We start from the raw sequence: 12,198 nt of genomic DNA, 5'->3' as shown, positions 1-12,198 counted from the left end.
TTGGACCGTACCCGAAACCGACACAGGTGGACTGGTAGAGAATACCGAGGCGCTTGAGAGAACCATGTCGAAGGAACTAGGCAAATTGCTCGCGTAACTTCGGGATAAGCGAGACCCGCTGGTGGGCAACCATTGGTGGGTGGCACAGAGCAGGGGGTGGCGACTGTTTAGTAAAAACACAGGGCTCTGCGAAATCGAGAGATGACGTATAGGGTCTGACGCCTGCCCGGTGCCGGAAGGTTAAAGGGAGGAGTGCAAGCTCCGAACTGAAGCCCCGGTAAACGGCGGCCGTAACTATAACGGTCCTAAGGTAGCGAAATTCCTTGTCGGGTAAGTTCCGACCTGCACGAATGGCGTAACGACCTCCCCACTGTCTCCGGCATGGGCTCAGCGAAATTGAATTCCCCGTGAAGATGCGGGGTACCCGCAGTTAGACGGAAAGACCCTATGAACCTTTACTGCAACTTCGCAGTGGCGCCAGAAAGGAACTGTGTAGGATAGGTGGGAGGCTTTGAAGCATGGGCGCTAGCTTGTGTGGAGCCAACCTTGAAATACCACCCTGTTTCTTTTTGGCGTCTAACCGAGCCTGGTTATCCCGGGCCGGGACCCTGCGTGGTGGGCAGTTTGACTGGGGCGGTCGCCTCCTAAAGTGTAACGGAGGCGCGCGATGGTGGGCTCAAGCCGGTCGGACATCGGCTGTTGAGTGCAAAGGCATAAGCCCGCCTGACTGTGAGCGTGACAGCGCGAACAGAGACGAAAGTCGGCCTTAGTGATCCGGTGGTCCCTCGTGGACGGGCCATCGCTCAACGGATAAAAGGTACTCTAGGGATAACAGGCTGATCTCCCCCAAGAGTCCACATCGACGGGGAGGTTTGGCACCTCGATGTCGGCTCATCGCATCCCGGGGCTGGAGCAGGTCCCAAGGGTTCGGCTGTTCGCCGATTAAAGCGGTACGTGAGCTGGGTTTAGAACGTCGTGAGACAGTTCGGTCCCTATCTGCTGTGGGTGTTGGAGACTTGAGAGGATCTGTCCCTAGTACGAGAGGACCGGGATGGACATACCTCTGGTGCACCAGTTGTCACGCCAGTGGCACCGCTGGGTAGCTAAGTGTGGAACGGATAACCGCTGAAAGCATCTAAGCGGGAAACCGACCTCAAAACCAGGTCTCCCTGAGGGCCGTGATAGACCATCACGTCAATAGGCCGCATGTGTACGTGCAGTAATGCACTCAGCTAAGCGGTCCTAATCGCCCGATAGGCTCAATACTACGCCGCCAGCGCGGTTCAGATCAGCAATGATCCGAACACCGTGCGCAGCACCAAACCCCACAATTCTCACACTGATCCAACCAACCTTCCGCCACCTGAACCCCCTCCGCCCCAAAAGGCGGCCAGGATGGTTCGGTGGCCTGGTGCCCATCGCGGAGTTGATACACCCGATCCCATCCCGAACTCGGCCGTGAAACACTCCAGCGCCTATGGTACTGCCGCTTAAGCGGCGGGAGAGTCGGTCAGCGCCAGGCCACCCAACCATCCTCACATCACACCCACGCGGGGTGGAGCAGCCCGGTAGCTCGTCAGGCTCATAACCTGAAGGTCACAGGTTCAAATCCTGTCCCCGCATCCAACGATCCCAGTACTTCCCCAAAACGCCCGCCATCCCACCGGATCGCGGGCGTTTTCGCGTTCTGGGCGCCCATGCCCTCCTCGGCCAGCGCGCCATGCAGCAGCGCCGCCAGATCCCCCGAAGGCTCAGCGTCACTTCGCCGCGCTTGGCGCCGGGGAAGACCAGGATCGCGTCCACCAGGGCCCGCAACGCCTCCGCGGCCACCGCCGCCGTGACAGGATCCCCGAGCGCCTCCTCCAGCGCCTGCACCCGCCGCCGGTACAAGGCCGGCATGTTGGGGTGCAGGTCGGGCACAGGCTCCGGAGGCTCCGTTGCGGCCATCTCGGCGCGCACGGTCTCCCGCCGGCGCTCCAGCTCCCGCAGCTCCGCGGCCATGGCCGGACCCCCATGGCCCTCCTTGAGGAGTTCCAACAAATTCCGGATCTGGCGATCGAGCTTGCCGGCGTCCCCTTGCAGCGAGGCCCTCCGCGTTCCCCGCTGGCGGTTTGCCGCATTCACCTCGGCCACATAGGCGCGGACGAACTCCTCCACGAGCTCGGGCGCCAGCAGCCGCTCCTTGAGGCCCACCATCACCCTCTGCATCACCGCGTCCCGCGCCACCGTGCGGCGGTTCTCGCAAGTGCCACGCTCCACATGGTTGGCGCAGCCCAGCCGGCCGCCGCTGCCCACCACCGTCATCGGGCCATTGCAGACGCCGCAGCGGACCAAGCCCGCGAGAGGCCAGCGGGGACGGCGCACCGACGCCAGGGCCGTGCCGCGATTCGCGTTCGGAGGTGTTCCGTCCGCTGGGTCATTCGCCGCCTGGCCAAGCGCCGTCACCACCTGACGGCTGGCCTCCAGCCGCGCCTGCGCCCGGTCCCAGACCTCCCGATCCAAAATCGCCAGCTCCGGCACCGCGCTCACCACCCAGGACTCCCTGGGATTGGGCCGCGCCACCCGCCGCCCCGTGCTCGGGTCCTTGACCCATTTCTGCCGGTTCCACACCCGCTCGCCGGCATAAAGGCGATTCCGCAGCAGGCCCGTCTCGCGCCCGGCACCCCCAGCAGCAGCGACGCCGTCCAGCTCCCGCCCCGGGGGCCGGGCACGCCCTCGGCATTGAACTGTCGCGCGATGGCCCGCGGCGACACCCCCGCCGCATAGCTCTCGAAGACCCGGCGGATCACCGCGGCCTGCTCGGGAAGGATCTCCAGCTCGCCCGTCAGCGCCGTGCCATCGGCCTTGAGGCCCCGCCGCACCCGGTAGCCATAGCTCAGCCCCCCACCGCTCGCCCCCGCGCGCACGCGACCCTCGACGCCGCGATGGGTCTTTTGCGCTAGATCCTTCAGGAAGAGCGCCGACATCGTCCCCTTGAGGCCGATATGCAGCTCGCTGATCTCCCCCTCGGCCACGGTCAGCACCCGAACGCCCATGAAGGCCATCTGCTTGTGGAAGCCCGCGATGTGCTCCTGGTCGCGGCTCAGGCGGTCGAGGCCCTCGGCCAGCACCACCTGCACCCGGCCCGCCCGGGCATCGGCCAGCAGTTGCTGAAAGCGCGGCCGCGCGGCACTCGCCCCGCTCAGGGCATAGTCGGCATAGACCTCGCCCACCTCGAAGCCCTCGCGCGCGGCGAGCGCCCGGCAGACCCGGACCTGGTCGTCGATGCTCGCGTCGCGCTGGCTGTCGCTCGAAAAGCGCGCGTAGATCGCCGCGCGCAGGGGAAGGGCCAGGGAAGGGCTTGGGCGCATCACTCGGTCTCGGACGGGAGGGCGAAGGATAGGGTATCCGGGCCGAGCGGTTCCAGGGTGTCGCGCGCCAGGGTCTCGCTCCGGTCCCGCGCCTCGGCCAGCGTCTTGTGGAATGCCTTGAAGGCCAGAACCGCGTCGCCGCGGTCATAGTGCTTGGCCATCACCCGCGAGGTGATGCGCAGCAGCGCCGCGGCCAAGCCGGGCTGGTCGGGGATCAGCAAGGGCGCCGTGGTGCTGATGCAATAGCGAAAGCGATGTGTCCCAAAGGCCCGCGCTGCCCCGAACCGCTTGGTGGACAACCAGCGAATCCGCTTGTCGAGACCGATCGGTGCCAAGGGCTCTCCGCCCCAGTTGACCCAGAAGGCCGCGGACTTCTGGCCTGCCAGCAGCTCCCGCCGCTCCACCTCCACATAGCGGTCGATCCAGGGGCCGAGCAGCCGCGGTAGGGTCGCCAGGATGTAGCGGGAGTTCTTGACGTCCTCCCCCTGGATGTCGAGCCGCCACGCCCCCTCCGGCCCGTCCCGGCGGACGCTGCCGTCCAGGGTCAGGCTCACCACGCTGCCGAGTCGCAGACCGCGAAAGGCGAGGATCGCGATGAGCAGCCCGTCGCGCATCTGCACCTGGCGCCGGCGCGGCGAGCGGGACAGCGCGCCCTCCATGAGCTCAATGCCCCAGAGCAGCAGGTCGGCCGGGTGGTGGATCTCCTGGTCGCGCGAGCGAAGGTCCAGCATCTCGCGCAGTGGCCGCCCGCCAGGGTGGGTCACATGCCGAAAGCAGGTACCGGGCTCGAGCAGGGCCAGCGCCCGCGCCAGGTCCTGGAAGCGGCCCAGGATCGTATAGGGCCGGTTCTCCAGTTCCACGAGCAGGTCGAAGTAGGCCGCGAGCCGCTCCGTGGTCACCCGCGCGCCGGGCGAAGCCGTGGCGTCCAGCCAGCCCCGATACCTTAGGAAGCCCAGCCAGCGCGCATAGCCGTCTCTGAACTTCTCCAACGAACGCGGACTCAGCTTGGTGGCGGGCGACCGTTCGGAAAACCGCCCCGGCACCACCGGCGCGCGCACCGCCTCCCAGCGGCGGCGATCCAAGGCTGGCCACTCCGCGAATGGCAGGTAGGCCCGGCGCGGGTCCACGGGCGGGCTCATCGCGTGCCCCCTTTGCGCCCACCGCCACCCCTGCGCCCGGCAGCGCGCGCAAGGAGACGCGTCGCCGTCCGCTCCTTTGCGATCACCTCATCGAAGGCCTGCGCGGCGGCGTCCGTCTCGAGCCCGCAGTAGAACTTGATCGTCGTCTCCACCGAGCGGTGGCCCAGGATCCGTCGCACCACCTCGTACTGACCTGGATTGGCTTTCAAGAAGAGATACGCCGCGAAGTGCCGCATCGCGTGCGGATAGATCTCGAGGCCCAGCCGATCGCGGATCACCTTTTGAAAGGCCTGGCGCAGCGCGTTCACCGAAAGCGCACCCTTGCCCATCCCGGGAAAGAGCCAGTCCGTGCCCGCCATGCCGAGGACGGCGCGATGCCTGTCCAGCCACAGGCGCAGCAGCTTGCGCGTGGTCGCCGCCAGCGGCCAGGAGATGGGCTCGCCGGTCTTGGAACTGCCCTCGGGCACCCGGATGTGGCTCGGCGTGCGCTTGTCCGCGTCGAGATAGACAAGGTGTCCCTTGACCAGCAGCCCCCGCAGGTCCGAGATCCGCAGTGGGCAGGTTAGCCAGATCTCAATCAGCAGAGCCTGGCGTAGGAGCCGCGCCGCCGTCACCGCGTCCAGCCCCTCCGCCGCGACCTCGCGCGCGAGGCGCTGGGGCAGATGCAGCAGGCGCGCCCGGTTGCGCGGGTCGATCACCTGCAGCAGGCAGGTCCGCGCCTTGGGGCCCATCTCGCCTCGACGCGACTCCTTGGCCATGGCGGCCCACTCGATCAACTGCGCGCGGCTCTCCTCGGGGATGTCCGCATGGAAGCAGCCGATCTGCCGCAGCGTCTCGGCGATTTGCTGAACCTGCCCGCCGGGCTTTCCCCCGGCACGTTCGTCATAGAAGTTGAGGATGCGCCCGGCATGCTCGATGGGATTCACCAGGTCGCTGAGGGCGAGGATCTCCTCAATCGCCGAGCCCGTCAGCACCAAGGCCGCCGCCGCCTGCCGGATCGCAAAGAGGCGCGTGTTCACCGAGGCGGGCTGGAGCGGCTTGAACGTGCGGCCCTTGCTCCGGAAGGGGTTGATGGGCGCCGCCGAGAAGCGACCGCCTGCAGCGGGCTTGCCATCGCTCGTGGCCTTGACCGCCCGCCCGCCGATCCGCTCCCCGAACGCGCGAACGCTGGCCTGGAAGCTCTCCGGATACGCCTCGAAGGGCAGGGTGTAGGGCACCCGTCGCGCCGGCGCCTTGATGGGCGCGGCGCGTGCTGCCTCGGGCTGATGCGTGAGCGCCCAGTTCCAGGCAGCGGCGAGACGTGGTCCCTGTTGGGTCGCGCTCGCTGCCAGCCTTGTGCGCCTGTCTGCCTTCAGGAAGGCCGCCAGCACCGTGTCGGTCACCGCGTCAGGCAGGATGCCCTGTCCGTCGCACCAGCGCGCGAAGTTCCGCAGGCCCGCGCGCCGCGGCGTGTCCGGCAGGGCATCCATAAACCCGCGCCACGCCGCGCCCAGCATCGCCTCACCCCGCACGACGGCGCTGTGCCACCCAAGGCGCCGCAGCACCCGCCGCACGCCCGAGACAATGTTCTGGAAGCGCTTTTCGCCGATGCCGACACTCGCCGGGCTCCGCGAGAAGAGACGGTCGTTCAACTCGGCCGGGCAGCAAAGGATGTCGGACCGCCCCTTGCCGATGATGTGCGCCGCACCCCGCAGCGCGCTGACCAGGTCGCGGCGTTGTGACGCCGACAGATCCGACCAGCCCTCAATCAGGACCATCGCCTCGGCGAAGGTCGGCGGGGGCGAGGACGGTGGCTCCAAAGTGGACACGGGCGCGGGGCGGGCACTGGCACAGGCATTGGCGGCGGGGCCTGCTCCGGCACAGGCATGGGCGGCGGCAGCGGCTCGCATTCGCTACCCTCGGGCAGGAACAGCGAGGGCTGGAGCGCCGCCACGGCGCGGGAGGGGGCATTTCGGCGGGAGGGGACTGGAGGGGACATTCGGGAACCCTTACCAGGGTTGACCACCGCCATAGGTTCGGCACAGCCTTCACCAAACCCGAACAAGTCATTGATTTCTCGGGTCATGGCGCCTCTCCCGCCAGGAAAGCCGCGACATCCTCGGGGCGGTAGCGCACCATGCGCCGCTTGCCGAAATCCACCTTGCGCAACTTGCCGGACGCGGTCAGGCGGCGAACCGTAACCCTGTCCACGCGAAGGAGGTACGCCACCTCCGACTGCGTCAGCAGCCGCTCGCCCAGCCCGTCCATAGAGGCCGGGCCACCAGGTACCATTTCATTCATCGGACGCTCCCTCGGGCGGCGCCGTGCCCACGCACCCCGTTGACGGCCATTCCAGGTGGCCGGCTGCTGGGGATGGTTTGGCGCCAGATGCGATAATGGCCTCGCGTGCCGCCTGCCGCCCCAGCACACGAGCGAGTTCGCGCAGCGCCGCCTCAGCGGCGGAACGTGATTTCGCCTCGGGAAGGGGCGGAACATGCGGCATGGCGCCGCCGAATTACCGGTGCAGCCAGAGCGTCAGGTTTCAGTTCACGCGGATTTGCTGAGAGTTGCTCAGCCCATTGACAGGCACACCATCGGGCGCAGATCTTTCCTGCGGCCATCGCGGATATAGGCCTCCGTCAGCGGGCGCAGGTATTCCGCGAGTTCGATTGTGTCCGCGAAGAGGCCCCCAACTGGAAGAGGTGACGCTCTGTAAGGCGAGGTCGCATGATAGCACTGCCATCAGGCTGCCGAATGGGCGAAGTGCCAAGCCCCTCCCTTTCCCAGGCAGCCCGGTCAGGGTGGATCCTGTGTAGGGCACTCTCGATCTGGTCGGCTCGGAGTTTCAGGGCAAGCGCCAGATGAAGCACAGGCTCGGCCGGCCGTAGGATGCGCGTCTGGACATTCCTTGGGGTCATCTGGCTGGCAAAGCCCGAGAAGGTCAGTCGACGGGGTGCCCCAGGGATTGCCGCCGCATCACGATCCTCGATGCTATCGTCCTCCGCCCGTAGGAGGCGTTCGATTCGCTTTTCTCGCGTCTCTGGAACGCGGACCTGTCGCGGCAATTCCTCCAAGGGCCTTCCAAGTACCTCATGCACATCCTTGATGATTTCCGGGGCTGCGACGGCCGCGGCAAATGCTGCTCGGTCGACACATAGTCGAGCGTCTTTGAGTCGAGCCGCCCTGATCTGATCGGGCAGCAGGAGATCTTCTGGCGCTATGTGTAAGAATCCGGATGCCGCCCCCGTGGTATCCTGCAACCGTGCTATCGCCTCGTCCTCGAGCTGGGTCCGGCGATAGGCGGAGACTGTTTCCCGCCATCCGCGGTCATTGGAGGAGGTCGGTGGGCGTCCAATCGTGGCCAGTAAATATGCGATGACTGTAACGTGCCCCGTTCCCGCCGGGATAATGATATTGATTGGTTGAGGGAAGACACGAGTGTTATTTGTCATTGTTTCCGCAGCCGACAAGGGACGGTTTTGTCTCCAGCAAAGCGTGCCTGAAAACACCTCGGATGTAAGCCCACGGGAATGGATGGCGAGGCTGAATTATGCCTCGACCGGGTTGAGATACCATGAGCAAGCGGCGGTGATTCGGATCCTGGTCATCCGACGGCACTATAGACGCGAGGGTCTATCCTATACGGTTACTGTAAAGGAGGCGTCCACCGCAAAGATCATTATGGTTGGCTGAGACATCGGCAAGTAGGCGTTCGAGGCGTGTCCGGGCAACGCCACTCGGGGCTGCGACTAGGCGCCGCACCCTTCCCTTGCATTGATGGAGCCCTATTGCCGCCTTGAAGAAGACTCAACGACCGATTTAAGCGTAGGGGCAAGAAGGCTGAGACCATGTGAACGCGAAAACGGCCCCGACTTTCGTCGGGGCCGTCTCGTGTGGTGCGCCCACCCGCGCGAGGTCACGCGATGGGTGGGTAGCCGTGCTTGACGAAGAGGTCGTTGACCGCCTCGACCAGCAGGTCATGGGCGTTCACGCGCTCCTTGGCGGTGAGGATCTTGAGTTGCTCCCAGGCCTCCGGGTGAAGGCGCAGGGTCTGGCCGATCCTGCCATCAGCCGCGATGCCGCGGCGGTGGCGCGTGTTGTCCCCGACCCGTCGTCGCTTGGACTTGGGCGCAGGGTCGGGGAGGGGGAGCGCCGGCTGCTCCTCCCCGCCCGGAGGCGGGGGTTTGCGGTCGGCACTCATCGTGCGCGCATCCCCACAGGGGCGCGTGTGTCAGCAGCAGGCCAGCCGAGGGCCAGCCCGCGCCAAGGCCACGGCGCGAAGCCGCAGCCCCAAGGCAGAGGGGTCATGATTTGATCCTAATGGTGGGTTTGAGATTTTTATCTCGAAATTAAATATATCACAATAATACAAAATAATCATTAGTAATAATTACTAAGGACCCAATTTATATAATTCGTTCTGGACGAATATTTTGAATTGCTGGATTTGCCCTCAACGAAAATCCCGACTGGGCTGCGCCAACCCCACCACCGCCACCCCGCGCCGTCTCGGTGCCGGCCCACCCCGCCCCACCTCATCGGCCCGTGCCAGGGCGCCATCGAAGGCCGCGTCATCAAGCCCGCCTAACAGATGCGACCCATCCTCGATCCGCCGCGCGATGAGGTGGAGAATGGGCACCAGCGCCTCGGTGCGCTCCACCCGCCCCTCGGCCAGCAGCAGCCGTGAGGACACCACTTCCCGCCGAAAGCGGCGCTGCAGATCGGCATAGAGCACCAGGTTGGCGGTGCCGTGCTCATCCTCCAGCGTGAAGAACATCACCCCCTTGGCGCTGCCCGGGCGCTGGCGCACCAGCACCAGTCCCGCCACACGCAGCCAGGCCCCCTGGCGCGCCGCGGCCAGGGCGCGGGTGTCGGCGCAGCCCAGGGCAGCGAGGCGCGGGCGCAGCAGCGCCAGCGGATGCGGCCCCAGCGTCAGCCCGGTGCTGGCGTAATCCAGCACCACGCGCTCACCCGCGCTGGGCAGGGGCAGCTGGGGCGCTGCTTCCCGCACGGGGGCGTCCAGCGCCACCTCCCGCTCCACCGCCGCAGCGGCCCAGAGCGCCTCGCGCCGGTCCAGCCCCAGGCCGCGCAGTGCATCCGCCTCGGCCAGTTGCTCCACGGCGCGGCGGTCCAGGCCAGCGCGGCGCACCAGCTCGGGCAGGTCCCGGAAGGGGCGCGCGGCGGCGATGCGCTGTCCCGCCGCCTCGGAGAGGCCGGACACCTGGCGCAGACCCAAACGCAGCGCGCCTCCTTCCAAGGTGCAGTCCCAGTCGCTGCGCGTGACGTCCACGGGCAGTACCCGCACCCCATGCTCGCGCGCATCGCGCACGATCTGTGCCGGCGCGTAGAAACCCATGGGCTGGCTGTTGAGCAACGCGGCCGCGAAGACCGCCGGGTGGTGGCACTTGATCCAGGCCGAGATGTAGACGAGGTGAGCGAAGCTCGCCGCATGGCTTTCCGGGAAGCCATAGGTCCCGAAGCCCTCCAGCTGGCGAAAGCAGCGTTCGGCGAAGCCGGGATCATAGCCGTTACGCGCCATGCCTTCGAGAAATTCCGCGCGGAACTGCGGCAGGTCGCCATTGCGCTTGAAGGTGGCCATGGCGCGGCGCAGCTGGTCCGCCCGCGCGGGGGAGAAGCCCGCGCCCACGATCGCGATCTTCATGGCCTGCTCCTGGAAGAGCGGCACGCCCAGCGTCTTGTCCAGAACCGCCTCAAGCCCTGGGGGCACGTCCCGCGGTTCTTCATCGTTGCGCCGCCGCAGATAGGGATGAACCATGTCACCCTGGATGGGCCCGGGCCGCACGATCGCGACCTGAATGACGAGGTCGTAGAATTTTTCGGGCTTGAGGCGCGGCAGCATGTTCATCTGCGCGCGGCTCTCCACCTGGAACACGCCCAGGCTGTCGGCGCGCGAGAGCATCTTGTAGGTGGGGCCGTCATCGGCCGGGATTTCGGTCAGCGCGTGCTTGCCCAGCATCCCCATGGCGCGGCGGATGCAGGACAGCATGCCCAGCCCCAGCACATCCACCTTCAGCATCCGCAGGGCCTCGATGTCGTCCTTGTCCCATTCGATGGTGTGGCGGTCCTCCATCGCGGCGCGCGTCACCACGCAAAGCTCCGTCAGCTTGCCGCGCGTGATCACGAAGCCGCCCACATGGGTGGCGAGGTGGCGCGGAAAATCCTGGATCTCGGAGGCCAGTTCGCAGGCGAGGCGCAGCCGCGGCTCCTCCGGATCAAGGCCCTGCTCCCGCGCGATGCCCTCCCAGCCCAGATCCTCCGAACCCCAGGCCGCCTTGGCCAGCGGCGCGGTCACGTCCTCAGACAGGCCCAGCGCCTTGCCCACCTCGCGGATGGCGCTGCGGTCGCGGAAGCGGATGACGGTGGCGGCGATGGCGGCACGGTCGCGGCCATAGCGGGCGTAGATGTGCTGGATCACCTCCTCGCGCCGCTCATGCTCGAAATCCACGTCGATGTCGGGCGGCTCGTCACGGGCTTCGGAGATGAACCGCTCGAACAGGAGTTCGTGCTTGTCGGGCGGCACGGCGGTGATGCCCAGCACGAAGCACACGGCGGAATTGGCGGCCGAGCCACGCCCCTGGCAGAGGATGCCCTGGCCACGCGCATAGCGCACGATCTCGTGCACCGTCAGGAAATAGGGCGCGTAGTTCAGCTTGCCGATGAGGGCGAGCTCATGCGCGATCTGCGCGGCCACGCGCTCGGGCACGCCCTGCGGCCAGCATTCGCGCACCGCCGCGGCCACGCGTGCCTCCAGCGTTTCCTGTGGGGTGCGGCCAGGGTCGAGGATCTCGTCCGGATATTCATAGGCGAGGTCGCGCAGCGAGAAGCGGCAGGTGTCCAGCACCTGGCCCACCCGTTCCAGCGCCCCCTCATGCCCCTGGAAAAGGCGGCGCAGCTCCACTTCCGGCTTGAGGCAGGCCTCGGCATTGGGCTCGGCCGCCAGGCCCAGCCGGTCCACCGTGCAGCCGAGGCGGATGGCCGTCAGCACATCGGCCAGGCGCTGGCGCGCGGGGCCGTGGTAGCGCACGCCGCCGGCGGCGATCAGCCGCGCCTCGGGCAGTGCGGCAAGGGTGTCGAGGCGGTGGCGATCAGCGCCGCTGGCACGATGCGCGGCGGCGAGCAGCAGGGGCATGGCAAGCCGCTCGCGCAGGGCGCTGGCCTCACGCGCGTGGCGGGCGGCGAAGGCGGAATCGGGCATGGGGGGCGCGATGCGGGCGAGCACCTGGCCTTCGGCGGCACCGAGCAGGTCCGCGAAGCCCATGGGGCATTCGCCCTTGGGCGCCTCCATCCGCGCGGCGGACAGCAGGCTACAGAGCCGCCCATAGGCCGCGCGGTCCGTGGGCCAGGCCAGGTATTCGCTGCCATCCGTGAGGTGCAGCCGCACACCGGGCAGGAAGCGCAGCCCCGCCTGCTCGCAGGCCACCATGCCGCGCACCAGCCCGGCCATGGAGTTGCGGTCGGCGATGCCCAGCGCGGTATGGCCCAGGGCACGCGCCGTCGCGGCCAGTTCCTGCGGGTGGGAGGCCCCGTCGAGGAAGGTGAAGTTGGACAGGGCGGCTGGCTCACCGAACATCAGGCGCCCCCAGCCAACGCAAGCGCCGCCCCCCCAAGAATCCGGCCGCAACGCGGCCGGCGCCGCCCAACCGCCCGCATGGCCCGGCGCACCCGCGGCGCGGCGAAGCCAAGCGGCCGGAGGCCGCGCCCGGCGTCTG

Annotated in this window: 7 protein-coding genes, 1 tRNA gene and 2 rRNA genes (1 of these 10 running past the window's edge); 3 read left to right on the top strand and 7 right to left on the bottom strand. The window is 67.3% G+C overall.

Annotation, left to right across the window (positions count from 1 at the left end; translation table 11 throughout):
* The 3 genes from ICW72_RS09925 to ICW72_RS09915 all read left to right on the top strand — a co-directional run.
* Positions 1–1,267 (top strand): 23S ribosomal RNA (locus ICW72_RS09925); it begins 1,469 nt to the left of the window's first position.
* 140 nt (positions 1,268–1,407) lie between these two features.
* Positions 1,408–1,522 (top strand): 5S ribosomal RNA (gene rrf, locus ICW72_RS09920).
* A 27-nt stretch (positions 1,523–1,549) separates the two neighbouring features.
* A tRNA-Met gene (locus ICW72_RS09915) sits at positions 1,550–1,626 on the top strand.
* Here ICW72_RS09915 and ICW72_RS09910 read toward each other — a convergent pair.
* The 7 genes from ICW72_RS09910 to ICW72_RS09880 form a co-directional block, all read right to left on the bottom strand.
* Complete coding sequence (locus ICW72_RS09910) at positions 1,597–2,610, bottom strand: recombinase zinc beta ribbon domain-containing protein (RefSeq protein WP_191086026.1); 1,014 nt, start codon at positions 2,608–2,610, stop codon at positions 1,597–1,599. The genes ICW72_RS09915 and ICW72_RS09910 overlap by 30 nt on opposite strands.
* Positions 2,526–3,350: a recombinase family protein gene (locus ICW72_RS09905; RefSeq protein WP_191086025.1), complete on the bottom strand. Its 825-nt coding sequence runs from the start codon at positions 3,348–3,350 to the stop codon at positions 2,526–2,528. The genes ICW72_RS09910 and ICW72_RS09905 overlap by 85 nt, the downstream gene beginning before the upstream one ends.
* Positions 3,350–4,489 carry a site-specific integrase gene (locus ICW72_RS09900; protein WP_191086024.1) on the bottom strand — a complete coding sequence of 380 codons (1,140 nt, stop codon included), beginning with the start codon at positions 4,487–4,489 and terminating at the stop codon, positions 3,350–3,352. Before ICW72_RS09900 ends, ICW72_RS09905 begins: the two co-directional genes overlap by 1 nt.
* Complete coding sequence (locus ICW72_RS09895) at positions 4,486–6,297, bottom strand: tyrosine-type recombinase/integrase (RefSeq protein ID WP_191086023.1); 1,812 nt, start codon at positions 6,295–6,297, stop codon at positions 4,486–4,488. Before ICW72_RS09895 ends, ICW72_RS09900 begins: the two co-directional genes overlap by 4 nt.
* Before the next feature lie 253 nt (positions 6,298–6,550).
* Positions 6,551–6,769, bottom strand: a complete 219-nt coding sequence (locus ICW72_RS09890) for a helix-turn-helix domain-containing protein (RefSeq protein ID WP_191086022.1) — start codon at positions 6,767–6,769, stop codon at positions 6,551–6,553.
* A gap of 1,615 nt (positions 6,770–8,384) precedes the next feature.
* Entirely contained in the window at positions 8,385–8,669 is a 285-nt protein-coding gene (locus tag ICW72_RS09885; RefSeq protein ID WP_191086021.1) for a ribbon-helix-helix domain-containing protein, read from the bottom strand.
* A 252-nt stretch (positions 8,670–8,921) separates the two neighbouring features.
* Positions 8,922–12,059 (bottom strand): error-prone DNA polymerase, encoded by a 3,138-nt coding sequence (locus ICW72_RS09880; protein WP_191086020.1) that lies wholly within the window; start codon positions 12,057–12,059, stop codon positions 8,922–8,924.
* Between the last annotated feature and the right edge of the window lie 139 nt (positions 12,060–12,198).

The organism is Roseococcus microcysteis (assembly GCF_014764365.1).
Taxonomy (GTDB): domain Bacteria; phylum Pseudomonadota; class Alphaproteobacteria; order Acetobacterales; family Acetobacteraceae; genus Roseococcus; species Roseococcus microcysteis.
This window is presented reverse-complemented; position numbering and strand designations above follow the sequence as displayed.

Excerpts from the sequence above, each read along its gene's own strand:
- ICW72_RS09905 (WP_191086025.1), bottom strand. The coding sequence starts at position 3,350 with ATGCGCCCAAGCCCTTCCCTGGCCCTTCCCCTGCGCGCGGCGATCTAC.
- ICW72_RS09900 (WP_191086024.1), bottom strand. The coding sequence starts at position 4,489 with ATGAGCCCGCCCGTGGACCCGCGCCGGGCCTACCTGCCATTCGCGGAG.
- ICW72_RS09890 (WP_191086022.1), bottom strand. The coding sequence starts at position 6,769 with ATGAATGAAATGGTACCTGGTGGCCCGGCCTCTATGGACGGGCTGGGC.
- ICW72_RS09885 (WP_191086021.1), bottom strand. The coding sequence starts at position 8,669 with ATGAGTGCCGACCGCAAACCCCCGCCTCCGGGCGGGGAGGAGCAGCCG.
- ICW72_RS09880 (WP_191086020.1), bottom strand. The coding sequence starts at position 12,059 with ATGTTCGGTGAGCCAGCCGCCCTGTCCAACTTCACCTTCCTCGACGGG.